The following is a 25,408-nucleotide window of genomic DNA, read 5'->3' as shown; positions in this document are numbered from 1 at the left end:
GCTGATTCAGGTCACGGCGGAGATGCTGTTGATGGTGATCTGGAAGGGGCCCTGCTGCCTGTCCAGGATGTAGATCGCTACCTGATCGATGGTCGATGGATCAAGGGTCGCAGGCGCTTCGGGCGCGGGATTCATGCGCATGCCTACGGGTTCGAACTTGTCGACTGGTAGTGCGTAGGTTCGCATTACGCCTGCTTCGGTGGCGAAGCGCTGAACGTACGACCAGGGTTGGGCGTTGTCGCGCACCTTCAACAGGTAGGTCTTTCCATCACCCTCGGCACGTACTCCCAAAGACCGTGCGCCCGCGGCCTTGCGCCCGATGTCAGGGTCGACTGGTCCACGCGTCGAGGCGAACCCACCATTGTTGTCCACGGAGATGTTTCCCGAAAACCGCAGGCCGCCATCGTCGAACGCGACTTCGGACGTCGATCTGCCACCCATGACGGGATCATTCATGGTCGTCCACGCAGCGGCCGCGTCGGCGACATCGAGATCGACGATGACGGTCTCCGTAGCGGCGGGAGGCGACGACGGTGCCGTGTCCTCCGCCTGTGCGGCGCTACCGCATGCGACGAGCGAGAACGTCGTACAGGTCCCGATCAAGAGGGCAGAAGTGCGCTGGATCTTCCCACGCAGTGATCGATATCCGGTGTCAGCACTCACTGTCGTTCTCGCTCATCTCCTGGCCGCGCATCGGCATCTCGTCGATCACGGCATACACCGTCTGGAGGTTCGGCACGGCGTCGACGCGTAACTTCTGGTAGCCGTCCTTGCCGATCAGCAGCACAGCGAAGCCGTTGTCGCGGACTCCGTATCGGCCCGCCAACTGGCGGGCGGCGCCGGCCTCGAGCACTCGGCCGTCGAGCATGCTGGTGCCGTCCGCAAGTACCTGAGCGAGGACCATGTCGCGACTGGTGAACTCACACCGGCTGGACTCTATGCGAGCCAGTGTCTCGATGAGTCGAGAGTCGTCGGCACTGGGCGCGAACACCAGCAGTGGGCGGTGATTCCAGAGGTAGCCATCCAATTCGCCGGCCGCGGCGGTGCCCGTCCCGCACAGTGTTGCGAAACCCATCGCGGTGAGAACGAGCAGTGAACGCAGGCCTGCACCCATCGCACCCCTCCTCCACACGTCGATGTGATCGATGACAAGTACCCCGCGTTGTGGCATCGCTAACCAACGTGAACGTATCTGGTTGCCACAGCGGCGGACATGCACAACAGGGCGCCGAGCATGAGTGGTGCAGCAGTGGATATCTGGTCGATGGCCAGCGCCCCGCCGAGCGCACCTGCTGCGATCGACATGTTGAATGCCATGACGTATATCGACGTCGCTGCTTCACGCGCGTCCGGGGCGCGCTGCAGGATCGCGGTCTGCAGGAGTACCGGCAACGCGGAATAGGACAGTCCCCATATGGCGATGAGGAGGCCAGTGGCCCATCCCGACTGACGGGAGAAAACGAGGAACAGTATCGACACCGACGCGGCACCGAGGAAACTGCACAGCAGAATGCGGACAGCTGATGTGTAGGCCATCAAGGCCCCAGCGACGACATTGCCGATGACGCCGGCAACGCCGTATACGAGCAGGTAAACACTGACTGCGGCCGCGGTCATGTCGAGGCGGTGAATCAAGAAGGGTGCCGTATAGGTGTACGCGGCGTAGTTGGCGACCACGGCAAGGACGGTGACAACGAGGATTTTCTGGATTCCGCGTCGCCCGGACAGCAGGGTTCGCCACTGCCCAGGGCGTCGTGGGTGGGTCTGTGGCAATCGCGGGACGACGATGAGTACGGCGGTCCACGCGACTGCGGCCAGCGCAACGACGGCGAGGAATGCCGATCGCCAGCCGATCCAGGCACCTATGAGCGTGCCACCTGGCACCCCGAGGACCAGGGCAAGGGATATGCCGGAGAAGACAGTTGTGGTTGCTGTCGCCGCGGACGACGGCGGGACAAGGCGGACTGCGATGGTAGCGGTGATGGACCACATCAGTCCGTGAGCGAATCCCATCACCAGTCGGATGGCCAGCAGCTGCGGGTAGCTTGTCACGAACCCGGCCATGAGGTTGCCGACGATCAACACTCCGATAATGGCCAGCAACAGGCTTCGTCGGTCCATGCGATGTGTCCACTTGGTGGTGGCCGGAGCCGTCAGCCCAGCGATCACGCCGTACACCGTGACGGTCAGGCCCGCTGCTCCATCGGAGACCTGCAGATCATCGGCCATCTGCGGGATGAGCCCGGCGGGCAGCATTTCGGTCACCGTCACGGCGAACACCGCCAGCGTCACACTGAGCACAGCGCACCACGGGTGTGAGGGGCGCGCAGTGTCTGCCGTGGCGCAGCGAAGAGATGGGCCCTCAGGCATGGTGGCATTCCTCGTCGTGGGTGGCGCGGTGCAACCAGCTTGGTCGGAGAAGGTCACTTTTGGAAAGTAGGTACCTTAAAGTGCCCATCAAGGGGCAGTGCGAGGTTCGGAAGGTCTTATCGGCATGCATGACGACATCGGCACGGCGCGGAGCGCGGATCACGATGCGTTCCTGGTGACTTGTAGTAGCCGCCAGTTGTTGTCCCGGCTGGCGGACAAGTGGGTGACACTCGTGCTTTGCGCGCTCATCGACGGGCCGGCTCGCCACTCGGTCCTGGCACGGCGAATTACCGGTGTCAGCCAGAAGATGTTGACTCAGACGCTGCGCAACTTGGAGCGCGACGGATTGCTCACCCGGACAGTCACACCCACTGTCCCGTTGACGGTGGATTACGAACTGACCCCGCTTGGCCATTCACTGGTCGGGGTGTTCCTCCAGCTCAAGAGTTGGGCGGACGTCAACATGGACACAGTTGACGCTGCCCGAGCCGCGTATGACGCGCGCAGGCAGTGAAAATCGCAGCCGACACCGATGAATGCCTTATGTGCTTAGCGCAGCGGTGAGCTCGAGTAGCGAATTCAGGCGCAGATCAGCAAGATGCACTGCGGCTGTCGAAGCGTGGAAGTAACCCCACGGCCCACGTCGAACAAACGCCGTACGCATGCCAATCGATCGGGCGGGCAACACGTCGTTATCGATGCGATCACCCACGTACAAGATCTCACCGGCAGCGACTCCCGCTTGAGTGACGATCCGGAGGAAGAAGTCGGGATCGGGCTTGGCCACGCCCCACCGTTCCGAGGACGCCAAGAAATCCGGGTGCAGCCCGGCCGCGATCAGCACGGATTCGACTGCTGCGGGCTGGTTTCCGGCTACACCGACGGTGATCCCGAGATCCCGCACGGCAGCCACAGCCTCGAGCGCGTCAGGGTAAAGGTCCTCATGAGTGGGGTTGACGCCGGCAGCCGGCCGACCCACGCCTATCATGTCCCATACCTCGTTGTGGTCCCTGCCCTCTGCAATCAAGGCGCCGATGAGTCCGCACAGGGTAAAGGGCGTCAATCCGACCTGATGTGCACGCGCGCCCCACATTCGAGTTTCGTCGACCAGCGTTTCACCGACGTCGAACACCACACAGCGGATGTGCGAGAGGTTTGCGGTGCCCACGTGTCAAGGGTGGCACGCCTCAGCGTCGAACAGTGTCCCGGGACGTGACAGGCCGGTCGGAATGGGGGGGTGAACCTCTGTTCCATTGCGCGATGCTGTTGACCGCTTTGCCGATGGCGGTCACGTCGTCGTCACCTATGCACAGCCCCAAGGCGGAGCCGGCCAGGTATCCCTCTCGCTCAGACAGCTCCGGGGACCGGTCCGACCCGGGTTCCATCAACGATGACGTACCGAACACCGACATACTGTTGTCGCCCCGATGTCTGATGCTGGCGCGATGACCGACAACACGAATGATGTGGCGACTGACTTGCCTGCTGCCGACGCCGCGCTCGCGGTGTGGTTGAGGATGTGGAATACCGACGGCGAGATCGCACGTCGGATCTGCACTGACGACTTCCGGATTCACTTTCTCAACTCTGATACCGATGGGTCGAACCCTGGGGACGATGTGCTGGGTGCGGAGAGCTTCGTCCGCTTCTTGGAGTCATATCGCGAACTGCACCCGGGAACCGTGTTCACCGAAGTGTCGCGGTCAGTCGACGGTCTGCACGGGCGGCTGCTGTGGAACGTACGAGCCGCTGAGCACGCTACGGGTGGGATCGATGTGTTCGACTTCACCGATGGCGGGCTGATCCGCGAGGTGTGGTCGGTGGGCGGTACGCGCACGCACTCCACGTAAACACGGCAAAGTTGGAGCCATGAGGAGAGCCGAGCGGATGTACGCGTTGGTAGATCTGCTGCGGGGATCACGCCGGCCCGTGTCTGCCGCGCGGCTCTCCGCCGAGTTCGAGGTGTCCAAGCGAACTATCGAGCGTGATATTTCGTCCCTCCAGCTCGCAGGAGTCCCGATCTATGCCGACCACGGTGTGTCCGGTGGTTATTCGATCTTGCGTGAACACTCGCTGCCGCCCCTCAACTTCACGGTGCCGGAGTCGCTCGCGGTGCTCGCGGGGCTGGCTTTGTTGGAGACTTCGCCCTACGGTGCTGCTGCGCGCCGAGCGCGGGCGAAGATTCTCGCGGCCAGTAGGGAGGATCAGCTCGCACCCATCGATCGAGCGTTGGCGTCGATGTTCGTCATCGACGCTCCGCCGCCATCTGAGTCGGCGGTCTCCCTGATCCCCGAGGCGATTGCCGCGCGCCGAGTTGTACGGCTCGAGTACACCGCTGCCGACCACCAGACTCTGACTACCCGTGACGTGGAGGCAATGGGTCTGCTGCGCGGAGGTGATGCCTGGGTGTTCGCAGGGTGGTGTCGACTACGCGAAGGTATCCGTGGGTTTCACCTCGACCGCATCCGCCGCGTGGAGATCACCGATGAGGTTTTCGCCGAGCGTGATGCCGCCGTGCTGGAGGCGGATCTGTCGCGGTGGCGCACTCGCAGGCTTGGGTAGCGGGCCCAGGTTAAGAAGCGCATCCTCGACATCGTCCACAACCGGCACAACCAAACTGAGATCACCGTTCAAGGAACGCGCAATCTGAAGGAAGGCAGCGCAGATGGAATAGGTGAGGCGGAGGCGGCTTTCATGTGAAGGATGCCGACGGAGCGCTGGGCCGTACCTCCCTTCATACGATCCCGGCGTGAGGCAGGGGACCGATGATGCCGGCCCGTTGCTTCACCGGCTTTCTGGTTTTCCGCTCAGTGACGTGGCGAGGCGAGGACTCTCTCGATGGAGGCGACTGCCACGGCGGTGCCGTCCTCCCCTCCGATGCGCGCCGCAAGTGCGTTTGTCGTATGAATCAGCGCGTCGTCATCGACTGTCGCGGTGATGGCGGCGGCGATATTGTCGGCTGTCAGCGACCGCTGCGGGAAAATTCTTGTTGCAGCGCTGAGAATGTGAAGGCGTTTGGCCCAGAACGATTGATCGCCAGCTGGCCCCGGCATCGGAATGCTTGGCCGCCCGGCGCGGAGCGCGGCGGCCGTGGTGCCGGCTCCGCAGTGGTGGGCAATTGCGGCCATCCGGGGGAACAGCCAGTCGTGTGGCGTCTCGCCGATGGTGAGGATATCCGTTCCGCTGACGTCGAGGCCTGCCCAACCGGATTGGACGACACCACGAACGCCAGCCTTCTGAAGACCCGTCGCGATGACATCGCAGAGTTGCTTGGCGCGTGCTCGCGTGACCACGGTGCTGCCCAGCCCGAGAAAGACCGGTGGCGGGCCGGCGGCGAGGAAATCAGCAAGCTCAGGAGATGGTTGCCAGTCTCGCTGCTGCGGCGGCCACCAGTAACCGGTCACCTGCAGACCGGGTCGCCAGTCGGCAGGACGCGGAGCAACCAGGGACGAATAGCCATGCAAAACAGGCCAATCTGCGAGGGTTCGTCGATGACGAAGTGTCCGCGTCGAGATGGCTGGCAGTCCGAGCCGGCGGCGGAAGTCCGCGACGACACCGCCGTAGAGTCGATCGATAGCCCACGCGCTGGCAGCGCCGCCAACTCGGTTACCGAGTTTCCCGGCAGACCAGGCGCCGAGCAGGCTGGGAGGGTGGTCGGCGGTTGGCGAGAGAGGCTGCAGACGAACACCGATCGACGGAATGCCGCGGGCCTCTGCCAGCGGGTGTCCGGCCAGCTCGGCCAACGGAGGGATCAACAGCAGGTCGGCGGGGATGTCGGCGAGGGCATCCAGGATGAGCTGTCCGGTGTCACGTTGCCCGCCCGGGCCGAACATCGCCGCCAGAACCTCCTTCGTGCGGACGTCGGAATCACTCGCCCCAGGGGTGAAGTCCGAAGGCATATCACGGAATTCGCAATCGGACCTGCTGACCAACTCCGCGAAGGGCGTGTACGCGGCGATGACGACGCGGTGACCAACACGCCGTAGTGCGGCACCAAGGCCGGTCAACGGCACGACGTCGCCGCGGCTGCCGACCGCGGCGATCGCGATGGTGCTCAACGTCGCCTGCCGACGATGCGACCGAACATGACGATCAGATCTTCGGCGTAACGGGATGCATCGAAATGCGGCTCGCGCAGAATCGGCTCCACGACACCGTTGACCGCTCCACGTAAGGCAATCGCTGTGGACGCGACCGGAAAGTCGGCGAACTCGCCGTCTCGCCGCCCGGTGTCCAATATGTCAGTCGGGTCGAGTTCGGTGAGTTGGCCGGCGAGGTCGGCGTCCAGTCCGAGTTCCTCGAAGCGCCGTCCGTCGGCCGGGATGTAGGTGGTCCCGAGGGAGGCCAGCGCCTTCAACGCGACACGATGCGTGGCGAAATAGTCGATGCTGGAACGGATATACGCGTCCAGCTTGGTCGATGCGGTGTGCTGACCAGCCAGCGCCGGAGCGACCGAGTCCAGCATGGTGCGGTACATGTGCTCGATGATCGCCTCGACGAGTTTGTCCTTCGTGCCGAAGTGATAGAGCACCGCACTCATGGCGATACCGACACGGTCGGCGATCTTGCGGATCGATGCCTGCGGGTACCCGACCTCAGAAATGACGTCGATGGCGGCTGCGACGATCTGTGCCCGTCGCGCGGAACGGATGAAGGACTGCGTATGCACCGGGGTGGTCGGCATGCTCCGAACGTAGGACGAAATGACTTTTTTCTGAAGAGCTGATCTGAAAACAGATCAGTTGACCAAAAAGTCGCCGGAATAATAGCGACCAGCTGATCCGGTGCCTTGACATCAACAAGAGTTCAGGTTTTACGGTCGGCTCATGACAAGAGAAATGCAACCCGCTGCGCTCCAGCCCCTTGGATTCTGGTCGGTTCGTGCAGGAGAAGCCATCCGGGCGCGTACCCGCGGCCGACTGTCCGAACTCGGCGTCAGCCAGCCCGAGTGGTGGGTGTTGCACCAGTTGTCGATGCACTCGCGCGGCATGAGTGAGGCCGATCTGGTGGCGATCGTCGGCCCCAACGAGTCCGACGAGAGCATCGTGCGGGCGATCGCGGCCGGTGTCGACAAGGGGTGGCTCAGTCGAGGGGGAGATCGCGTCCGCCTGACGGAGCTGGGACTGACGCAGTTCGACGCCGCCGCCGCGGTGCAGAAGGAACTCAATGACGAGCGACGCCAGGGAGTTTCCGACGAGGACTACGCCACCACCATCGAGGTGCTGCAGCGCACCATCGTCAATGTGGGTGGTAGCGCCTGGCATTGGTGAATCCAGGTACGGGGATGCGGGGTGCTGCGAGATCTCCGACGACGGTTGTGCCGCAGCCGTAAAGGCCTCACATGTCCGCTTTGCGCGCCGTGAGGCAGGTGTAATTCGTGGCAACGTAGTCGAAACCTGAAAACACGGTATTCGAAATACCGATTTAGGAACCTCTGGTGGTCTGCCTCTATGGCGCGGCAGATCACCACCCACTGCGTTCACCACACACCTGGAGTAGCAATGACGATCGACTTCACCATGTCCGACGAACAGCGAAAGCTGCAATACGAGGTGCGCACGTTCGCCGAGGAGGTATTGGCGCCTGCGGTGGCGGCGGCCGATGCCGAACCCGATCCGTTGAAGGGTTTTCAACTGACCAAACCGGCCTATGTCGAGGCCTACCACGCCGGTATCGCAATGTGCATGCTGCCGAAAGCTTATGGTGGCGGAGGTGTTTCGTGTGTCGATCTCGTCATCGCTGCCGAAGAGATCTGCGTTGTCGACCCCGGGTTCGCATGTACCGTGCTGTGTAACGGCCTGGGTCTCATGCCGGTCGCGTGGTACGGCAGTGATGAACAGAAGGAGCGTTTCCTCCGGGCGGCTACGTCCGACCCGACCGGTGAGTACCTCGGTGGCTGGACTGCCAGCGAGCCGCCCGGAAATCCCTCTGGGACGGCGAACTTCGACATCCCCCTGCCACGGCCCGCGGGCGTGGGCCTGACGGCCGTCCGCGATGGTGACGACTACATCGTCAACGGTCGCAAGTACTGGCCGTCGTCGGCCGGTTGGGACGAGCGGGGGGTCAATGCCGGAACGCTGATCGTTCGGACCGACTCCGAAAAGGGCGGTACCGAGGGGCTCTCGGCACTGGTCCTGGAACGGGACACTCCCAGGGTGACGTTCCGCCATCTCGACAAGATCGGTCACCGACTCGCCTCCAACGCCGAGATCATCTTCGAAGACGCACGCATCCCTGCCGCCAACCTCCTGCCGGGCGCACAGGGCAACGGCGATCTGGTGATCAACCGCAACTTCGCGTGGTCAGGGCCGGTTGCGGCCATCGCGGCTGTCGGCATGGCCAGGGCCGCGTATGAGATGGCGCTCGACTGGGCAAAGAACAACACGGCCGGCGGCATCGCCCCGATCATCGGCTTCCAGAATGTCGGCTACGTGCTCGGCGATGTGGCCGCCAAGATCGAGATGGCCCGTACATTCTCCTGGCGGGCAGCCGACTATCTCGACAAGCATGATCAACACGCGGAGTTGGTCGGGGCCATGAACAAGATCCAGGTCACCGAGATGATGTTCGACTGTGTCTACAAGTGCATGCAGATCGTTGGCGTGAACAGCCTGGAGACGAAGAACGGCTTCGGCAAGATCTTGCGCGAGGCAGCGGTTCTCCCGATCTACGACGGGGGCAACATGGGGATGCAGCGTCGTCGCGTCCACGGCATCATCGCCGATCCCGATTTCAACCCGCGCGCGATCATGGAGGACGAGTACGTCCAGTTCGGCAAGCAGCACGAAGGCATCGGCACCATGGCCGGCTGAGTGCGTGTCCCCGCCCGGGCCCGACACTTCTGGAGTTTGTCGGACCCGGGCAGGCGCGCCGGATCCTGTACTTCGGACCACATGCCCGCCGCGCCGTGGTGCATCTGCCGTGGCACAGTGGACCGGAGCAATCATCAAGGGGAGCTGTCGCCATATGAAGCACACCAACCATGCCGACTATGCGCTACGTGTGCTGCTCTACCTGCGCGTGGCACCTGACCGGCGCGGCTCGGTGACCGAGATCGCCGAGGCCCACCGGATCTCTCGTCACCATCTCGACAAGGTGGTTCAACGATTGTCGGCGGCGGGTTTGGTGCACACGACACGGGGTCGCTCGGGCGGGGTCGAATTGGCCCGTGATCCGTCCTCGATTCGCATCGGAGAGGTGATGCGGACCATGGAGTCCGACTACGCCGTAGTGGAATGCCTCGGTCCCGCCCGCTTCTGCCGTGTCGCCGGGGTGTGCGGTGCCCGCAGCGTCTTCTCCGATGCCTTGGAGGCCTACTTCGAGGTGCTCGATCGATCGACCCTGGAAGACATCGCCAGTAACGACTACGGACTGCGCGGCGCGCTGGGACTCACAAGCGGCTGAGCCGTTTCAGGAGGATCGAACCCGCGGCCGGCCGCCGTGGCGTCTGCCGGCAACACGTGACCACTCGGCGTTAAGGAGTTCCTGCATGTCCATCGACTTCACGATGACCGCCGAACAGAGCGCACTCAAGCACCGGGCAAGGGAGTTCGCCAGAGAAGTGCTCCGCCCGGTGGCCGAACAGGCCGACGGTCTGACTGATCCGCAACAGGCTTTCCTTGCCATGCGTCCGGTGTATCGGCAGGCCGCTGCAGCGGGATTCACGACCATGTTCTTACCTCGCGAATACGGCGGGGGCGGTGCGTCGAACGTCGACTTCCTCATCGCCATCGAGGAACTCTGCGCGGTAGACCCGGGATTCCCGACGACGATCCTCGTCAACGGCCTGGCCCTGATGCCGATTCTGTGGCATGGCAGCGATGAACAACGCGACAGGTGGATCGGCCGCGCCGCATCCGACCGCGACGGCTCCTTCCTGGCCGGCTGGGTGGTCAGCGAACGTGGTGGCACCGCGAATTTCGACCACCCGAGCCCGTCTGCGGGCATCCAGTTGCTGGCCCGGCACCAGCCGCGGCATGGGCGATACGTGCTCAACGGAGAGAAGCACTGGCCGTGCAACTCCGGTGGCTGGGATCTGCGGGGTGCCGATCTCAATGTGTGTGTCGCACGGACGGATTGCACGAAGGGAAGCGCCGGTGCTCTGAGTGTCTTCGTCGTGGAACGGGGCACCCCCGGCATCGAGTACGAGGTGATCGACAAGCTGGGTCACCGAACCTGTCAGAACGTGACCATGACATTCCGCGATGTGGCGGTGACCGAGCAGAATGTGTTGGCGCACGGTGATGGCGATCTGTTGATCAACCGGAACTTCACCTGGTCGGCTCCCATAGCCGGCATCGCCGCGGTCGGAGTTGCCCGCTGCGCGTTTGAATTTGCTCTCAAGTGGGCGAAGACCTACACCGGCGGCGGTTCGTCGCCGATCATCCACCATCAGGCGGTCGGGAACCTGCTGACAGAGGTCGCGGCCCGAATCGAGGCGGCTCGGTACTTCTGTTGGAAGGCAGCGCATTATCTGGACCGTCATCCTGGGCAGGGGCACGCGCTCAGCGGGATGAACAAGACATTCTGTGGAGACCTGATGCAGAGTGTGGTGTTCGACTGCATGAGGATCGTCGGTGTGAACGCACTCGACACGCGTTTCCCGCTTGCCAAACTCTATCGTGAGGCTGTCGTTTTTCCGCTCTATGACGCCGGGAATCTCGCGATGCAGCGTCGGCGAGCATGGGGGGCCATAGCGCATCGCGACTTCTCTGCCGACATCTTTGCCGATGATCAGCCATTCGAGTTCGCCCGAGACATGCAAGGGTTCGGAACCGTGCCGGGGTGAACTCAGCCCCGAAAATGCGCGAATATCGGAACTTGCCCCTGCCGTAGAAAATGCTTTGGCTCAACCATGTTCGGCTGAGACGATGTCCTCGTTCACTATCGGCGGGAGGCGGCGGTGGTCGAGATCAGGCTCGCGACGGCACACGATGCGATGAGTGTTGCCGAGGCGCATGTGCGTGCATGGCAGGTCGGCTACCGAGGCCTGATCTCGCAGGATCATCTCGACGCGCTTCGCGCCGAGGACAGGGCCAGACGCTACGGATTCGAGCGGATGGACCTCGCAGGTCCATTCACTCAGGTGGCCGCCGACGGGGCGACCATCTGTGGCCATGTCACCACCGGGCTGAGTAGAGACCCCGATCTCGCGGGCGCCGGGGAAATCTGGGCGCTCTATGTGGATCCGTCGAGATGGGGGGAAGGAATCGGCCGTCGGCTGCTGGCCGCAGGTTGCATCCAGCTGGCCCGGCAGGGGTGCGAAAAGGCCGGCCTATGGGTCCTTTCGGGCAACGTGCGGGCTCGCCGCTTCTACGAGTCCGCGGGATGGCGGTTCGACGGTACGGAGCGAAACGATGACATCGGCGCTGATCTGGTGCACGAGGTGCGGTACGCGCGGACGTTGGACGGGAGTGTGGCTTCGGAACGCTGAGTGCGACGTCGCAAATCCGCCAGCGCCTGACGGGCGGCGGATCTAGCGTCGTCGGCGGTTGCACTCAGAAAGGGCATCATGACCGACATCGTTCTGATCACTGGCGGCTCCCGAGGAATCGGGTTCGAAACCGCCTCCGCGCTGGGCCTTCTCGGCGCCACCGTCATCATCACCGGTCGCACGCCAGCGACGCTGGCGGCGGCCACCGAGGAACTGGCGGGACGTGGTGTCCGGGTGGAGGCGGAACTCCTCGACGTGGTGTCACCGGAGAGCGTGCGGCACCTGCTGGAGCGGGTACGGAGTCGACACGACCGCCTCGACGTCCTGGTGAACAACGCCGGCGTCGCGGGGGAGTGGTCGCATCCCTCGTCGACCGGCTTCGTCCATCCGGACGCCGCGCGCATCACCTTCGACACCAACGTCCTCGGTGTCCTGTACATGATCGAGGCGTTCCTGCCGCTGCTGCGCGCGAGTTCGGATCCCCGCATCGTCAACGTGTCGTCCTTCATGGGCTCGCTCGCGCTGCAGGCGGCGGCTGCACCCGACACTCTCGTCGTCCCTGCCTACCAGGCCTCGAAGGCGGCACTCAACAGCATCACCATCACGGTGGACAAAGCGCTGAGCGCCTCCGGGATCCGTGCAGTGTCGGTCGACCCCGGTTTCGTGCAGACCGACTTCTCGCCCATCAACCGTGATCAGGCCCCGCTGACCGCCGCTGAGGGGGCCGAACCGATTGTGCGTGCCGCCACTGGGCAGTACACCTCGGGCACATTCATCGGCCGAGAGGGTGCGCTGCCCTGGTAGCAATCTCACCGGTAACAAATGTGCCACTCATAAAAGGCGACATTGACAAATGGCACATTTGGTGATGGTCTTTGGAGCGTGACGCAATCTTCGGTGACGACCGTTCGACCGGTCAGGTCTCGATTCGATGAGCAACTTCAGGAGACCTCTTGATAGGCAGCCTCTTCGGTGGTCCGCGACGCACCGCCGATGCCAAGGCCGTGGTGACCGGTGCCGGCAGTGGCATCGGACGTGCATTCGCACTGGAGCTCGCGCGGCGCGGTGGTGAGATCATCTGCGCCGATATCGACGCCGAGCGGGCCGCGGAGACGGTCGCTCTGATCGAGGATCTGGGCACCGGAACCGCGCATGCCGTGCAGTGCGACGTGTCCGACCGCAACGCCATCGAACTGTTGGCCAAGCAGGCCGAGGACGTCTTCGGCGGCGCACCCACCTGCGTCATCAACAACGCGGGCGTCGGAATCGGCGGAAAACCGGTCGGTGACATCGGTTTCGACGATTGGGATTGGGCGCTGGGGATCAACCTGTGGGGCGTGATCTACGGCTGTGAGGTGTTCACCCCGATCCTGCGTCGCGCCGGCAGGGGCGGCATCATCAACGTCGCGTCGGCCGCCGGCTTCGCCGCGGCACCGTCGATGGCGGCCTACAACGTGTCCAAGGCCGGCGTGATGTCCCTGTCGGAGACACTGGCTGCCGAACTCAGCGGCACCGGTATCGCGGTCACGGTGCTGTGCCCCACCTTCGTCAAGACCAATGTGTTCACCGACGGACGCATCACGCCCGGGTCGATGAACCTCAGTCAGCAACTGGCGAGCTGGACCGGCGTCTCTGCCGAGGGCGTGGCCACTCGCACCCTCGACGCGCACGATCGCGGCAGCCTCTACGTGGTGCCCCAGCTGGACGCGAAGGTCGTATGGCACCTGAAGCGTCATGTTCCCGCTCTCTACGCGCACGGCGCCGGATTGCTCGGCCGGCTGCTCCCGTCCAACTGAAAGGAACGACCATGGCAATGGATCTGGACAAGATGCTGCAGATGATCAAGGACAAGCAGTGGTCCTTGGTCGATATCGACTGGGATGCGCCGGGAGCCGAGCTCATCGACGAAGAGCTCTGGGCCAAGCTCAAACCGTTCATGACCGATCTGATGTGGATCGAGAACGTCGGCGCACGCGGTTTCGCGGCACTGGCCAAGAAGGCGCCGACCCCGACCTTGAAGAGCATCTACGAACATTTCCACGCCGAGGAGCAGAAGCATGCCAACGCCGAGCTGGCGCTCATGCGCCGCTGGGGCATGCTCGACAACGACGAGATTCCGCCTCCGAGTGTGAACGTGCAGCTGGTGATCACCTGGCTGGACAAGTTCTCCGACGGAATGTCGCTGTCCATCCTGGGCACCGTCATCCCCATGCTCGAAGTGGCCCTCGACGGCGCGCTGATCAAGTTCATCACCGACGAGGTCAAAGACCCGGTGGCCCAGGAGGTGTTCAAGCGCATCAACTCCGACGAGTCCCGCCACCTGGCAGTCGATTTCGAGGTCATGGACATCCTCGGCCACGCGAATGTGCGCAAGCTTGCGGTCGACTTCGTCGGTAGCTGGATGAACCCGGCCCTGGTCATCGGAACGCTGAGCTACTTCCCGCTGCTCAACAAGATGCGCGACAACATCGTCGCGATGGGGGTCAACGAGGAGCGCCTTTATCAGGCCATGCGGCGGTTCCGCAGTGTCGGTGAGCGCAGCGATTACGTGAATCGGGTCCCCATGTACCGATTCATCAGCTGGCACAGCAAGAAGGTGATCGACCGCAGCTCGAAGTATCACTGGCTGGCGGATTCGTTGGTGAAGGTGACCGGTGTCATTCCGATGCCGTTGGTGCGCTATACGCCGACCTGGTCGGAAGAGCTGACCTACGAGCCCGTGGCATGAGCGAGGACATCCGCGGCGTCGCGATCATCGGAGCGGGATTCGCCGGGATCGGTGCGGCCATCCGCCTCAAAGACGAGGGCATCACCGACTTCGTCATTTACGAGCGCGGGACCGATATCGGTGGAACATGGCGGGATAACACCTATCCCGGCGCTGCCTGCGATATCCCCTCGCGGCTGTACTCCTACAGCTTCGCCCCCAATCCCGACTGGTCGCATACCTATTCCGGCAGCGCCGAGATCCTGCAGTACATCAACCGCATGGTCGACACCTGCGATCTGCGGCCCCGCATCCAGTTCGGTCACGAGGTGACAGCACTGGAGTACGACGACGTCGATGGCATCTGGACGATCCGGTTCCGCGACCGGGAACCCACCCGAGCGCGCTCGATCGTGATGGCGCCCGGGCCGCTGGCCAACGCCAGTCTGCCGGATATACCGGGTATCGAGACCTATGAGGGCAAGAAGATCCACAGTGCCCATTGGGATCACGACTACGACTTCGCCGGCAAGAAGGTCGCCGTCGTCGGTACCGGCGCCAGCGCGGTGCAGATCATCCCCGAACTGGTCAAGGTGGCGGACTCGGTCAAGGTTTTCCAACGCACACCCGGCTGGGTGCTGCCGCGGGTCAACACCGAGACCGGTGACTGGGCCAGACGCCTCTACCGCTCGGTGCCGCTGACCGAGAAACTGGCGCGCTCGGCCTGGTTTTGGGGACACGAGTCGGTGGCCCTCGGCGTCGTGTGGGACACTCCGCTGACCCGCGTCGTGGAGGCGCTCAGCTTGGCCAATCTGCGTATGCAGGTGAAAGATTCGTGGTTGCGTCGGCAACTCAAGCCCGACTTCTCCGCAGGCTGCAAACGGCTGCTGATGTCCAGCGATTACTACCCCGCGTTGCAGGCCGACAACTGCAAGCTGGTTACCTGGCCGATCGCGAGGCTGTCACCGCGTGGGATCCGCACCGTGGAAGGTATCGAGCATCAGTTCGACGCCATCGTCTTCGCCACCGGTTTCGACGTCTCCAAGGCCGGGACGCCGTTCCCGGTCATCGGATCAGGCGGGCGTGAACTGGCCGCGGAATGGAGTTCGGGGGCATACGCGTACCGCAGCGTGGCGGTGTCCGGCTATCCCAACCTGTACTTCACCTTCGGGCCGAATTCCGGCCCGGGGCACAGCTCGGCGCTGGTGTACATGGAGGCGCAGATCGACTACATCACCAAGGCCATCGGCACCCTGACACGCTTCGGCTGGAAGTCATTGGACGTACGCCCCGACGCTCAGGAGCGCTACAACGCAGACATCCAGCGTCGGCTGCAGTCGACCACCTGGAATTCCGGATGCCAGAGTTGGTATCTGACCGAGGACGGCTTCAACGCGACGATGTACCCGGGGTTCGCCACCCAGTACGTCAATCAACTCAAGACCCTCGACCTGCAGGATTACCGCATCACGGTCGACGAACTGGTCGGCGCATAAGATTCGCCGGTGACCGAATACCGGATAGACGACCTGGCTCGCCGCGCCGGGACGACCGCTCGCAACGTCCGGGTGTACCAGGAGAGCGGTCTGCTCCCGCGCCCGCATCGCCGCGGGCGGGTGGCCATCTACACCGACCGGCATCTGCGTCAACTCGAGGCGATCATTCGTTTGCTCGGTGAGGGTTTCACGGTCAAACACATCCTGAGGTTCCTCACCGGCCTGCAACGGGGTCAAGATCTGGCACAGGTGCTCGACCTGGCAGATCTCGGCGAGCTGGTCACCGAGCCGTGGTCACGCCCGGTCACCGCCACCGTGAGCCGTGCCGAGCTGGAGAGCCGGCTCGGCACGCTCGATGCGGCCACGCTGGCCGGGTTGTTGGCGGACCGGATCGTCGAGGAGACCGAGAAACCGGATCAGTTCCTCGTCCGGGACCAACGCGTCATCGACGATTTCGCGACCCTGATCGCACGGGGGATGCCGCTGGCGACCATCCTGCAGACCACCGCGGCCGTCGACGCCCACCTCGACGCGGCAGCCCGCGAGCTGGCCGGAGCCGGTCACAGCGAGGTGGTCCGGCAGCGCGGGGCCGGTTGGTACCCGTCCAACGATCCTGAATTGGCTTGGGCAGCAGACCTTGTCGATGCGATGCGGCGGGTGGCCCGGCGCTCGGCACACGCCAGTCTTGACCGGGCGCTCGACGAGGCGGTCCGCACCGAGTTGCGGCGGTACCAACAATATGAGGTCGCCGACACCGACCGGGGCTGACCCTTCGTCGCCACCGGAAATCTCTGCCCGCATCCGCGCTCTCAGCGGTTACGCTACCCAGGACAGAGCACTGTGGGGGGATCTGTGTGGATGGATGTGCTGGCGGACGGACTTGGCGCTTACCGCCTCGGGCAGGCGGCTTTCGCGCTGATATTTCCGACGGTCGGGGTGTTGTTACTGGTCGTCGGGATGCTTCGCCGGCGTGCCTTCAACCGATGGAACAGCAGCGACGACGATCGGCTGCTGGCCCCGGAGGCGTCTTCAGGCGGTGATGACACGGTCACCGATCCCTATGGCGAGTTCGACGGACTACCAGAGGACCTACCGCCGCGCCCGTCACGACCGTCGGGCAAGGGAACCGTTCCCATCGTCGTCGGTGTGGTGCTGCTGGTGCTCGGTGCTGCACATGTCTTCTCGGCCCTGGTGTCCTCCGGCCGAGTCCAGTCGACGGGCAATGTTGCTGTAGGCCAATGCATCACGGCGCAGGCCTACGACCAGGGCCGGATGAACTCCGAGCCCGTCGACTGCCGCCGGTCGGATGCGACGATGGAGCTGGTGTCCAAGGGCGACAGCACTGCCACCTGCCCGGATGGCCTGCGGCGCAGTCCCATCTATCCGGCGCTCACCAATGAGGTACGCACTCATTGCTTCATGCTCAACCTGCGTGAAAACCAGTGCTACGCCATCGGTGGAACCGTCACCCCTACCAATTGCACAGAACCGGGAGCCAGCATCCGGGTGGCGCGCCGGATAGACGGTGCCAGTGAAGCGGTCGGATGTCCGGCCGACGCTCGGGTGGTCTCCTACACCGACCCGGCGCGGGTCTACTGTTTCGTCGCTCCGTGAGAGTTGTTCTGGTGATCCTCATCTCAGCGAGCCCGGATATCGATTGACTTTTTCTCCGACCGGGGTCCTAATGGTCCGGGCATGACAGATGCCTGTCGAGAGGAAAGCGAGGTGTGTGGCCTGATGCCGAGTGGCAGTATTCGTCCGGGCGCGGACGCCGCCCTCGCGGTTTCCCTCCGGTTCACCCACCGCTGACCTGGTTTCCCGACCCAGGCGGCCGGAACCATCGCGCGGCGATCCACAACAAACACCAAGGATCGCCGCGTTCAATCGCGCGTGAAACGCGCCATCTGACCCCGTCGCCGCTAGGCCCCGCTGCCATGGTGGGCGACACCATGCGAAAGGAGTCCGGCGATGACGACCGTGGAGATGCTGCTGCGGCTGGGTGCCGGTGTGGGACTGGGCACGTTGATCGGCCTGGAACGTCAGTATCGGGCCCGGATGGCAGGCCTACGTACCAACGCCCTGGTGGCGGTGGGATCGACGCTGTTCGTGCTGCTGTCCGCACACGGCTTCGTCGGCGATTCGGGGACCCCCGACCCGACCCGAGTGGCGGCCCAGATCGTCTCGGGCATCGGGTTTCTGGGCGCCGGTGTGATCCTGCGGGACGGGTTGACCGTGCGCGGCCTGAACACGGCGGCCACACTGTGGTGCTCGGCGGCTGTGGGAGCGCTGTGCGGCGCCGGCCTGTTCACTGTCGCCGCGGCGGGCACCGGCGTCGTCGTCGCCGTGAATGTGGCCCTACGCTACCTGGGCCGCGCCGTGGACCGGCGCCCCGATACCGGTGACGAGCATCCGACCAACTATCTCTTCGTGGCGACCACACGGGACGAACACGAGGCGCATATCCGCGCCCTGATCGTGCAGGCACTGACGCGCACAGATTTCCGACTCCAGTCCATCGCCAGCACCAACATCGACGGCGGTGGCGTGGAGGTCCGCGCGGAGTTGGCCAGCGATCAGCGCGACGACCGGCAGATGGAATCGGCCGTCAGCAGGCTGAGCATGGAGCCGTCGGTAACCAGCGTGCGCTGGCAGGCCGACAGCGAAGAGCGGCGGGACACCGTCGACAGCTGAGCACAGGCGGCCGGCGAGTCGATTTTACGAAAGCGCATGCGCAAGCGCTTGCGTGGACCTACGCTGCCAGTCACGCCCGACGCGACCCGCGTCACACAGGACAAAGGAGTCCACATGATCGGTAAGCGCAGCACACACGCCGTCGGGATGATCCTGATGGCCGGTTCGCTGGTCCTCGGGATGACAGCCTGCGGGGGATCGGACTCGGACAGCATCAAGGTCGGCCTGATCACCAAGACCGACTCCAACCCGTTCTTCGTCAAGCTCCGCGAGGCGGCACAGGCACAGGCCGAGAAAGACGGAGCCCAGTTGGTGGCGCTCGCCGGCGCCTTCGACGGCGATAACGAAGGCCAGGTCGCGGCCATCGAGAACATGGTCGGCCAGGGCGTCAAGGGCATCCTGATCACCCCCAACTCGTCCACCGGTGTGCTGGACGCCATCAAGAAAGCGCGCGACGCCGGCGTCGTCGTCATCGCCCTGGACACGGCAACCGACCCCGAGGACGCGGTCGACGCCACTTTCGCCACCGACAACCTCGCGGCCGGGGTGAGCCAGGGCAAGTGGGTGCGGGCCGCACTCGGTGACGCACCGCCGCAGGTCGTGATGCTCGACGGGACACCCGGTGGCACGGTGGACACCTTCCGGCACGACGGATTCCTGGAGGGCTTCGGCATCACCGAGGGATCCCCCGAGATCGTCGGCCAGGAGAACACCAACGGAGATCAGACCAAGGCGCAGACCGCCATGGAGAACATCCTGCAGCGCGCTCCCGGCATCAACGCGCTGTACACCATCAACGAGCCGGCCGCCGCCGGCGCCTACCAGGCCATCCAGTCCGCCGGTCGCGCCGACCAGATCACCATCGGCTCGATCGACGGCAGCTGCACGGGCGTCGCCGACGTGAAATCCGGCAAGATCGGCGCGACGGTCATGCAGTTCCCGGCCAAGATGGCCGAACAAGGTGTGCAGGCCGTCGTGAAGTTCGCCAAGGACGGCACCAAGCCGAGCGGATTCAACGACACCGGATCCGAGCTGATCACCGACAAGCCGGTTCCGGGGCTGGACTCCAAGGACACCGCCTGGGGCGAACAGAACTGCTGGGGCTGAGTGCACCCATGAACTCCGGTGCACCGACCACGGCCAAGCCGCCGGTATCGAGCCGGTTCAACGTAGACAGCATCCTGCGCGAACCTCTGCTCGGTCCCCTGGTGGCGCTCGTCCTGGCCATCGTCATCTTCAGTTCGATCACCGACTCGTTCCTCAATCCGCAGAACGTGTCGCTGATCCTGCAGCAGTCGGTGGTCGTGGGCATTCTGGCGGTCGGGCAGACGCTGATCATCCTCACCTCGGGAATCGACCTGTCGATCGGCGCGATCGCGGTGTTCGGCAGCATCGTGCTGGCCCAGAGTGCCGGCGCCAATGGGCCTTTCGTGGCTCTGGGATCGACGCTGCTGGTCTGTGTCCTCTTCGGCGCGATCAACGGTGGACTGGTCACGATGCTGCGGCTACCACCGTTCATCGTGACCCTGGGGACCTTCACCGCGATCCAGGCGGCGACCCGGCTGCTGGCCGGATCGGAGACCTACCGTGTCGAACAGGGACCACTGACCTTTCTGGGGACCTCGTTCCGGCTCGGGTCGTTCTCGACCACCTACGGCGTGGTGGCCATGCTGCTGGTCTACCTGGTGGTCTGGTATGCCTTGAGCCAAACTGCCTGGGGTAAGCATGTTTACGCAGTCGGAGGCAATCGTCAGGCCGCCGATCTGTCGGGGATCAAGTCCGGGCGCGTGCTGGTTTCGGTCTACATCACCACCGGTGTGATAGCGGCCATCGCCGCCTGGGCCGCACTCGGCCGCATCCCCAACGCCGATCCCAATGCGTATCAGAACGCCAATCTGGAGTCGATCACCGCGGTGGTGATCGGTGGCACCAGTCTTTTCGGTGGGCGCGGCGGTGTGGGCGGGACCTTGGTCGGCACGCTGATCGTCGGCGTGCTGCGCAACGGGCTTACCCAGGCCGGCGTCGACAACCTCTATCAGAACATCGCCACCGGCATCCTGGTGATCGTCGCGGTGGCGTTGGATCAGTTCGCGCGCAGGAGATCACAATGAGTGACACACCCGTGCTCGAGGCACGCGGCCTCGTCAAGAAGTACGGCAGCGTGACCGCGATCAACGGTGCCGACTTCGCACTGCATGCCGGTGAGGTCCTGGCCGTCATCGGCGACAATGGGGCGGGCAAGTCCAGCTTGATCAAAGCCCTTGCCGGCGCGGTCATCCCGGACTCGGGTCAGATATTGATGAACGGCACGCCCGTGTCGTTCAAGAACACCAGGGACGCCAGGGCCGCCGGCATCGAAACCGTCTACCAGGACCTTGCCGTGGTCTCGGCCCTCGATATCGCCTCGAACCTGTACCTGGGCCGCGAGGTGCGCCGAAAGGGCATTGCCGGCCGGGTGTTCCGCCGCCTCGACATGCCCGGAATGCGAGGCGACGCCGCACAACATCTGGCGGATCTGAAGATCGGGATCAAATCGGTGAACCAGGCGGTCGAAACGCTTTCGGGCGGGCAGCGCCAGGGCGTTGCGGTGGCCCGTGCCGCTGCCTTCGGTCGGGGTGTGATCATCATGGACGAGCCGACCGCCGCGCTCGGTGTCCGGGAATCCGGTCAGGTGATCGATCTGATCCGGTCGATCCGCGACCGCGGTATCCCGGTGGTGCTCATCAGCCATGACATGCCGCACGTGTTCGAGGTGGCCGACCGGATCCACATCCACCGGCTCGGGAAGCGTGCCGGGGTGGTCGATCCGAAGAAGCGCTCCATGTCCGAGGTGGTCGCGCTGATGACCGGTGCGGAGGAGCCGACCGATGAGGAACGCGCCGCTCGCTGAGAAGACCCCGATCGGGGTCTTCGTCGGATTGGCCACCTTGGATGTGATCCATCGCATCAGCGCGCCACCCTCGGTCAACGAGAAGGTCACCGCGCGTGATCAGTTCGTCGCTGCGGGCGGACCGGCGGCCAACGCCGCCGTCACGTTCGCCGCCCTCGGCGGCCGTGCTGTCCTGGTGACCGCGCTGGGTGTCGATCCCGTCGCCGATCTGGTGCGCGCGGATCTGGCGGCCCACGGTGTCCGCATCGTCGACGGTGCCGGAGGTGAGCACCGACCGGTGCCGATATCGGCCGTCTCGGTGCTTGAGTCCACCGGTGAGCGGTCGGTCGTTTCCCTCGATGCCGTGCGTTCCGATGTCCCGGCCCCTGAAGGTCTCGGCGATCTGATCGCCGAGGCCGACATGGTCCTGGTCGACGGGCATCACCCACGCATGGCACGGGCTGCTGCCGCGCAGGCAACGGCACACGGGACGGCACTTGTCACCGACGCCGGCAGGTGGAAGCCGGTGATGGCCGATCTCATCCCGCATGTCACGGACATGTTGTGCTCCAACGACTTCCGGTTTCCCGGCACCGAGTCATCCGAATCCACCGCGTCGACACTGCTCGAAAAGGGAGTGGACACCGTGGTGACCACACACGGCGGTGATCCGATCCGCTGGTGGTCGGCGGGCCGCTCGGGATATGTGCCGGTTCCCGCGGTGACCGCCGTCGACACCCTCGGCGCCGGCGACGCCTTCCACGGTGCGTACTCCTATTATCGCGCCGGGTCCGGGGACCTTGAACAACACCTCGGCGACGCCGCGCGCGTGGCGGCACTACGGTGTTCGATAGTCGGGCCACGGGCATGGTTGGACCGATTGCGAGCAGATCTCATCCGGAAGCAGGAGCGGTGAACCCCGAGCAGGACGTCCAGGACGCGACGCTGGATCAATTGGTCGATGCGGCCGCGGCGCTGGTCGTCGCCGGCGAACGCCGCATCCTCGGTCTGACCGGTGCTCCCGGTGCCGGAAAGTCCACCCTCGCCGAACAACTCGTCACCGCACTCGGTCCCGAGGTGGCGGTGCTGGTGCCCATGGACGGTTTCCATCTGGCCAACGAGGTCCTCATCGAACTGGGACGCCTGGACCGCAAGGGTGCCCACGACACCTTCGACGACGGTGGTTACTCGCGGCTGATGCACGCGCTGAGGACCCAACGTACCGATGATCCCGTCGTCTACGCGCCACGATTCCGGCGGGAGATCGAGGAGTCGATAGGCTCCTCAATCCCGGTGGCAGGCAGCGTTCCGCTGGTCGTCACCGAGGGCAACTACCTTCTGCTGGAATGCGATACCTGGCCGATCGCGCGATCCCACATCGACCAGGTGTGGTTCCTGGCCCCCGACACCGATATCCGACACGAACGGCTGGTGCGGCGACACCAGGTGTACGGGAAATCGCTGCAGGAAGCCGAATTCTGGGCGCTGGGCTCTGACGAGCGCAATGCCCGACTGATCGAATCGACCGCCGGTCGCGCCGACCGTATTGTGCGGGTCCGATGACCACCATGGGCGATGTCGCCCGACTTGCCGGCGTGTCCGCCTCCACCGTGTCCCATGTGCTCAACGGCACCCGCAACGTCAACGCGGCCACCCGACTGCGGGTGGAGGCAGCCATCGAGGAGGTCGGCTACCGCCGCAACGGTGTGGCGCGATCGTTGGCGGCCGGCCGCACACATACCGTCGGACTGTCGATCTCGGCGCTGACCAACCCCTACTTCGGCAGCCTCGTCCATGCCGTGGAGCGTGCCCTCTCCGATGCCGGCTACGTGTTGATCGTCGGTGATTCCCACGATGACGTGTCCTCCGAACAGCGCGTCACCGGTTCGCTGCTGGACCGCCAGGTCGACGGGATGATCGTCGCTCCGGCGGCGGGATCCGAGCGGACCACCCTGCCCGAGATCACCCGCTCCCGGACCCCCATGGTGCTCATCGACCGCGGCGAGGATGTCGGGTTCGACCGCATCGTCCCGGAGAACTTCTCGTCGGCGAAGGGATTGACCGATCATCTGCTCGATCTCGGTCATCGCCGGATCGCGGTCGTGCGCGGGCTGGCCGGAATCTCGTCGACCATCGAACGTTTCGACGGCCACTGTGCGGCATTGACCGCCCGCGGAATCACCGTCGACCCAACGTTGGTCGTCGACGGGGAATCCAGCACCGATGTCGCCGAACGGGAGGTCCGGGCGCTGATGTCCCGCGCCGACCGGCCGACGGCGCTGGTGTCGCTCAACAATGCGATGACCATCGGCACCTTGAAGGCGATCCGGGGGCTCGGTCTGTCCATACCCCAGGATGTGGCCTTCGTCTGCTACGACGACTTCGAGTGGTCGGACCTTTTCGAACCCCGGCTGACCGCCGCCGCCCAGGATGTCGAGACGATCGGTGTCACCGCGGTCGAACTGCTGCTGGCCCGTATCCGTGGCTCCGAGGAACCCCCGCGACACATCCGGGTGCCGACCACATTCCACCACCGGAACTCGTGCGGTTGCACCTCTGCTCCGGTGAGTAGATAACGGTTTGCCACCGTCGAGGTTGCAGTGTGGTTCTGCGCTGGCCGGGCTCGGCTGCGGCGCCCTAGATTCTTCAGGTGCACCGCCGAACCCTGCTGCAATTGTCCGCGGTGGCGGCCGCGGGCGCATTGATCGGTAGGGCACCCGTGGCAGCGGCCGAGGGCACCCGGTGGACGGCGGAGCGCGCGAACGCCTGGTATCGCCAGCAGGGGTGGCTGGTGGGCGCGAACTACATCCCCGCCACGGCGACCAACCAGATCGAGATGTGGCAGGCCGGGACCTACGACCCGCGTCGCATCAGCGGTGAACTGCAGGTCGCGCGCACCATCGGGTTCAACACCGTTCGGGTGTTCCTGCACGACCAGCTGTGGGCGCAGGACCGCGCCGGATTCCTACGCCGGGTCTCCCAGTTCGTCGATATCGCGGCCGGACAGGGCATCAAGCCACTGTTCGTGTTGTTCGACTCCTGCTGGGACCCGCACCCCAAGCTCGGTCCGCAGCCCGCACCGCGGCCCGGTGTGCACAACTCCCGGTGGGTGCAGGGACCCGGCGCCGACTTGATCGACAACCCGCGGTACCGGCCGGTGCTGCGCGACTACGTCACCGGTGTCATCGGCGCTTTCGGTGCCGACAACCGGGTGCTTGGCTGGGATCTGTGGAACGAACCGGACAGCCCGGCAAGCCAGTACAAGGCAATGGAACGCAGCGACAAACTCAAGGTGGTCGGCGAGCTGCTCCCGCAGGTGTTCGAATGGGCGCGGGCGGTGAACCCGAGTCAACCCCTGACCAGCGGGGTGTGGCGGGGGTCGTGGCGCAAACCGTCCGGCATCGTGGCCACCCAACTGGACAACTCCGACATCATCTCGTTCCACAGCTACGCAGAGCCGTCGACTTTCGAGGACAAGATCGACGAGCTCGAACCGTTGGGCCGGCCGATCCTGTGCACCGAGTACCTGGCCCGTGAGGACGACAGCACCGTCGAGGGCATCCTGCCGGTCGCCAAGCGACGCGGCGTGGGCGCCTACAACTGGGGTCTGGTCGCCGGGCGCACCCAGACCTACTACCCGTGGGATTCGTGGGACAAGCCCTACGACAAGGTGCCCGATAAATGGATGCATGATCTGGTTCACCCCGACGGACGCGCCTTCCGTACCAGCGAGATTCAGACCATCCAGCAGCTTGCCGCCAAGACCTGAACGCGGCGGCCGGGTGGACATCGGCAACGGCAGTTCGTAGCCTGTCGGAGGACGTGCAAGCTGGGCCAGGATC

28 protein-coding genes are annotated in these 25,408 nt (G+C 64.5%); 22 read left to right on the top strand and 6 right to left on the bottom strand.

Annotated elements, in window-relative coordinates:
- Positions 1-6: 6 nt before the first annotated feature.
- The 3 genes from PGN27_RS13520 to PGN27_RS13510 are packed head-to-tail and all read right to left on the bottom strand — an operon-like array spanning position 7 to position 2,301.
- On the bottom strand, positions 7-663 hold the full coding sequence (locus tag PGN27_RS13520; RefSeq protein WP_335326567.1) for a CIA30 family protein: 657 nt from the start codon (positions 661-663) through the stop codon (positions 7-9).
- A complete protein-coding gene (locus PGN27_RS13515) occupies positions 653-1,114 on the bottom strand; it encodes a DUF4174 domain-containing protein (protein ID WP_335326566.1) in 462 nt (153 codons plus the stop codon). Before PGN27_RS13515 ends, PGN27_RS13520 begins: the two co-directional genes overlap by 11 nt.
- Positions 1,115-1,173: 59 nt before the next feature.
- Positions 1,174-2,301, bottom strand: a complete 1,128-nt coding sequence (locus PGN27_RS13510) for an MFS transporter (RefSeq protein WP_335326565.1) — start codon at positions 2,299-2,301, stop codon at positions 1,174-1,176.
- Positions 2,302-2,494: 193 nt separating this feature from the next.
- On the opposite strand from PGN27_RS13510, the gene PGN27_RS13505 reads away from it, so the two are divergent.
- Positions 2,495-2,884, top strand: coding sequence for a winged helix-turn-helix transcriptional regulator (locus tag PGN27_RS13505; RefSeq protein ID WP_036463503.1), 390 nt, complete (start codon positions 2,495-2,497; stop codon positions 2,882-2,884).
- 27 nt (positions 2,885-2,911) lie between these two features.
- Here the strand turns inward: PGN27_RS13505 and PGN27_RS13500 are convergent, their stop codons facing one another.
- Positions 2,912-3,538, bottom strand: coding sequence for an HAD family hydrolase (locus tag PGN27_RS13500; protein WP_335326564.1), 627 nt, complete (start codon positions 3,536-3,538; stop codon positions 2,912-2,914).
- Between the two features lie 277 nt (positions 3,539-3,815).
- Here PGN27_RS13500 and PGN27_RS13495 point away from each other — a divergent pair, with 277 nt between their 5' ends.
- Both PGN27_RS13495 and PGN27_RS13490 read left to right on the top strand, forming a co-directional pair.
- Complete coding sequence (locus PGN27_RS13495; protein ID WP_335326563.1) at positions 3,816-4,220, top strand: nuclear transport factor 2 family protein; 405 nt, start codon at positions 3,816-3,818, stop codon at positions 4,218-4,220.
- A gap of 19 nt (positions 4,221-4,239) precedes the next feature.
- Complete coding sequence (locus tag PGN27_RS13490; protein WP_335326562.1) at positions 4,240-4,932, top strand: helix-turn-helix transcriptional regulator; 693 nt, start codon at positions 4,240-4,242, stop codon at positions 4,930-4,932.
- A 245-nt stretch (positions 4,933-5,177) separates the two neighbouring features.
- Here PGN27_RS13490 and PGN27_RS13480 read toward each other — a convergent pair whose 3' ends face one another.
- Positions 5,178-6,428, bottom strand: a complete 1,251-nt coding sequence (locus PGN27_RS13480) for a glycosyltransferase (RefSeq protein WP_335326561.1) — start codon at positions 6,426-6,428, stop codon at positions 5,178-5,180.
- Positions 6,425-7,054, bottom strand: a complete 630-nt coding sequence (locus PGN27_RS13475) for a TetR/AcrR family transcriptional regulator (protein WP_335326560.1) — start codon at positions 7,052-7,054, stop codon at positions 6,425-6,427. Before PGN27_RS13475 ends, PGN27_RS13480 begins: the two co-directional genes overlap by 4 nt.
- A 142-nt stretch (positions 7,055-7,196) precedes the next feature.
- Here PGN27_RS13475 and PGN27_RS13470 point away from each other — a divergent pair, with 142 nt between their 5' ends.
- The 19 genes from PGN27_RS13470 to PGN27_RS13380 all read left to right on the top strand — a co-directional run bounded on the left by PGN27_RS13470 (position 7,197) and on the right by PGN27_RS13380 (position 25,335).
- Positions 7,197-7,640 carry a MarR family winged helix-turn-helix transcriptional regulator gene (locus tag PGN27_RS13470; protein ID WP_335326559.1) on the top strand — a complete coding sequence of 148 codons (444 nt, stop codon included), beginning with the start codon at positions 7,197-7,199 and terminating at the stop codon, positions 7,638-7,640.
- A 231-nt stretch (positions 7,641-7,871) separates the two neighbouring features.
- Positions 7,872-9,182, top strand: a complete 1,311-nt coding sequence (locus PGN27_RS13465) for an acyl-CoA dehydrogenase family protein (RefSeq protein ID WP_335326558.1) — start codon at positions 7,872-7,874, stop codon at positions 9,180-9,182.
- 154 nt (positions 9,183-9,336) lie between these two features.
- Positions 9,337-9,774 (top strand): RrF2 family transcriptional regulator, encoded by a 438-nt coding sequence (locus PGN27_RS13460; protein ID WP_281568173.1) that lies wholly within the window; start codon positions 9,337-9,339, stop codon positions 9,772-9,774.
- A gap of 85 nt (positions 9,775-9,859) precedes the next feature.
- The gene (locus PGN27_RS13455) at positions 9,860-11,158 is read left to right on the top strand and encodes an acyl-CoA dehydrogenase family protein (RefSeq protein ID WP_335326557.1); all 1,299 of its coding nucleotides are present in this window, start codon (positions 9,860-9,862) and stop codon (positions 11,156-11,158) included.
- Between the two features lie 114 nt (positions 11,159-11,272).
- The gene (locus tag PGN27_RS13450; protein WP_335326556.1) at positions 11,273-11,803 is read left to right on the top strand and encodes a GNAT family N-acetyltransferase; all 531 of its coding nucleotides are present in this window, start codon (positions 11,273-11,275) and stop codon (positions 11,801-11,803) included.
- Positions 11,804-11,881: 78 nt separating this feature from the next.
- On the top strand, positions 11,882-12,607 hold the full coding sequence (locus PGN27_RS13445; protein ID WP_335326555.1) for an SDR family NAD(P)-dependent oxidoreductase: 726 nt from the start codon (positions 11,882-11,884) through the stop codon (positions 12,605-12,607).
- A gap of 149 nt (positions 12,608-12,756) precedes the next feature.
- Complete coding sequence (locus PGN27_RS13440; RefSeq protein WP_335326554.1) at positions 12,757-13,599, top strand: SDR family NAD(P)-dependent oxidoreductase; 843 nt, start codon at positions 12,757-12,759, stop codon at positions 13,597-13,599.
- 11 nt (positions 13,600-13,610) lie between these two features.
- The gene (locus PGN27_RS13435; protein WP_335326553.1) at positions 13,611-14,531 is read left to right on the top strand and encodes a ferritin-like domain-containing protein; all 921 of its coding nucleotides are present in this window, start codon (positions 13,611-13,613) and stop codon (positions 14,529-14,531) included.
- Positions 14,528-16,006, top strand: coding sequence for a flavin-containing monooxygenase (locus PGN27_RS13430; RefSeq protein ID WP_335326552.1), 1,479 nt, complete (start codon positions 14,528-14,530; stop codon positions 16,004-16,006). The genes PGN27_RS13435 and PGN27_RS13430 overlap by 4 nt, the downstream gene beginning before the upstream one ends.
- A 9-nt stretch (positions 16,007-16,015) precedes the next feature.
- Positions 16,016-16,774, top strand: a complete 759-nt coding sequence (locus PGN27_RS13425) for a MerR family transcriptional regulator (RefSeq protein WP_335326551.1) — start codon at positions 16,016-16,018, stop codon at positions 16,772-16,774.
- Positions 16,775-16,864: 90 nt separating this feature from the next.
- Entirely contained in the window at positions 16,865-17,620 is a 756-nt protein-coding gene (locus tag PGN27_RS13420; RefSeq protein ID WP_335326550.1) for a hypothetical protein, read from the top strand.
- Between the two features lie 354 nt (positions 17,621-17,974).
- On the top strand, positions 17,975-18,697 hold the full coding sequence (locus PGN27_RS13415; protein WP_335326549.1) for an MgtC/SapB family protein: 723 nt from the start codon (positions 17,975-17,977) through the stop codon (positions 18,695-18,697).
- A gap of 114 nt (positions 18,698-18,811) precedes the next feature.
- Entirely contained in the window at positions 18,812-19,804 is a 993-nt protein-coding gene (locus PGN27_RS13410) for a substrate-binding domain-containing protein (RefSeq protein ID WP_030132881.1), read from the top strand.
- Positions 19,805-19,812: 8 nt separating this feature from the next.
- A complete protein-coding gene (locus PGN27_RS13405; protein WP_335326548.1) occupies positions 19,813-20,808 on the top strand; it encodes an ABC transporter permease in 996 nt (331 codons plus the stop codon).
- Entirely contained in the window at positions 20,805-21,587 is a 783-nt protein-coding gene (locus PGN27_RS13400; protein WP_335326547.1) for an ATP-binding cassette domain-containing protein, read from the top strand. Before PGN27_RS13405 ends, PGN27_RS13400 begins: the two co-directional genes overlap by 4 nt.
- Positions 21,565-22,482 (top strand): PfkB family carbohydrate kinase, encoded by a 918-nt coding sequence (locus PGN27_RS13395; RefSeq protein WP_335326546.1) that lies wholly within the window; start codon positions 21,565-21,567, stop codon positions 22,480-22,482. The genes PGN27_RS13400 and PGN27_RS13395 overlap by 23 nt, the downstream gene beginning before the upstream one ends.
- Entirely contained in the window at positions 22,479-23,129 is a 651-nt protein-coding gene (locus PGN27_RS13390; protein ID WP_335326545.1) for a nucleoside/nucleotide kinase family protein, read from the top strand. The genes PGN27_RS13395 and PGN27_RS13390 overlap by 4 nt, the downstream gene beginning before the upstream one ends.
- Positions 23,126-24,142 carry a LacI family DNA-binding transcriptional regulator gene (locus PGN27_RS13385; protein WP_335326544.1) on the top strand — a complete coding sequence of 339 codons (1,017 nt, stop codon included), beginning with the start codon at positions 23,126-23,128 and terminating at the stop codon, positions 24,140-24,142. Before PGN27_RS13390 ends, PGN27_RS13385 begins: the two co-directional genes overlap by 4 nt.
- Before the next feature lie 74 nt (positions 24,143-24,216).
- Positions 24,217-25,335, top strand: coding sequence for a cellulase family glycosylhydrolase (locus PGN27_RS13380; RefSeq protein WP_335326543.1), 1,119 nt, complete (start codon positions 24,217-24,219; stop codon positions 25,333-25,335).
- Positions 25,336-25,408: the final 73 nt, after the last annotated feature.

The organism is Mycolicibacterium neoaurum, from assembly GCF_036946495.1.
Classification (GTDB): domain Bacteria; phylum Actinomycetota; class Actinomycetes; order Mycobacteriales; family Mycobacteriaceae; genus Mycobacterium; species Mycobacterium neoaurum_B.
This window is presented reverse-complemented; position numbering and strand designations above follow the sequence as displayed.

Excerpts from the sequence above, each read along its gene's own strand:
- PGN27_RS13515 (WP_335326566.1), bottom strand. The coding sequence starts at position 1,114 with ATGGGTGCAGGCCTGCGTTCACTGCTCGTTCTCACCGCGATGGGTTTC.
- PGN27_RS13505 (WP_036463503.1), top strand. The coding sequence starts at position 2,495 with ATGCATGACGACATCGGCACGGCGCGGAGCGCGGATCACGATGCGTTC.
- PGN27_RS13495 (WP_335326563.1), top strand. The coding sequence starts at position 3,816 with ATGACCGACAACACGAATGATGTGGCGACTGACTTGCCTGCTGCCGAC.
- PGN27_RS13490 (WP_335326562.1), top strand. The coding sequence starts at position 4,240 with ATGAGGAGAGCCGAGCGGATGTACGCGTTGGTAGATCTGCTGCGGGGA.
- PGN27_RS13475 (WP_335326560.1), bottom strand. The coding sequence starts at position 7,054 with ATGCCGACCACCCCGGTGCATACGCAGTCCTTCATCCGTTCCGCGCGA.
- PGN27_RS13470 (WP_335326559.1), top strand. The coding sequence starts at position 7,197 with ATGACAAGAGAAATGCAACCCGCTGCGCTCCAGCCCCTTGGATTCTGG.
- PGN27_RS13465 (WP_335326558.1), top strand. The coding sequence starts at position 7,872 with ATGACGATCGACTTCACCATGTCCGACGAACAGCGAAAGCTGCAATAC.
- PGN27_RS13460 (WP_281568173.1), top strand. The coding sequence starts at position 9,337 with ATGAAGCACACCAACCATGCCGACTATGCGCTACGTGTGCTGCTCTAC.
- PGN27_RS13455 (WP_335326557.1), top strand. The coding sequence starts at position 9,860 with ATGTCCATCGACTTCACGATGACCGCCGAACAGAGCGCACTCAAGCAC.
- PGN27_RS13445 (WP_335326555.1), top strand. The coding sequence starts at position 11,882 with ATGACCGACATCGTTCTGATCACTGGCGGCTCCCGAGGAATCGGGTTC.
- PGN27_RS13435 (WP_335326553.1), top strand. The coding sequence starts at position 13,611 with ATGGCAATGGATCTGGACAAGATGCTGCAGATGATCAAGGACAAGCAG.
- PGN27_RS13430 (WP_335326552.1), top strand. The coding sequence starts at position 14,528 with ATGAGCGAGGACATCCGCGGCGTCGCGATCATCGGAGCGGGATTCGCC.
- PGN27_RS13420 (WP_335326550.1), top strand. The coding sequence starts at position 16,865 with ATGGATGTGCTGGCGGACGGACTTGGCGCTTACCGCCTCGGGCAGGCG.
- PGN27_RS13415 (WP_335326549.1), top strand. The coding sequence starts at position 17,975 with ATGACGACCGTGGAGATGCTGCTGCGGCTGGGTGCCGGTGTGGGACTG.
- PGN27_RS13410 (WP_030132881.1), top strand. The coding sequence starts at position 18,812 with ATGATCGGTAAGCGCAGCACACACGCCGTCGGGATGATCCTGATGGCC.
- PGN27_RS13405 (WP_335326548.1), top strand. The coding sequence starts at position 19,813 with ATGAACTCCGGTGCACCGACCACGGCCAAGCCGCCGGTATCGAGCCGG.
- PGN27_RS13400 (WP_335326547.1), top strand. The coding sequence starts at position 20,805 with ATGAGTGACACACCCGTGCTCGAGGCACGCGGCCTCGTCAAGAAGTAC.
- PGN27_RS13395 (WP_335326546.1), top strand. The coding sequence starts at position 21,565 with ATGAGGAACGCGCCGCTCGCTGAGAAGACCCCGATCGGGGTCTTCGTC.
- PGN27_RS13385 (WP_335326544.1), top strand. The coding sequence starts at position 23,126 with ATGACCACCATGGGCGATGTCGCCCGACTTGCCGGCGTGTCCGCCTCC.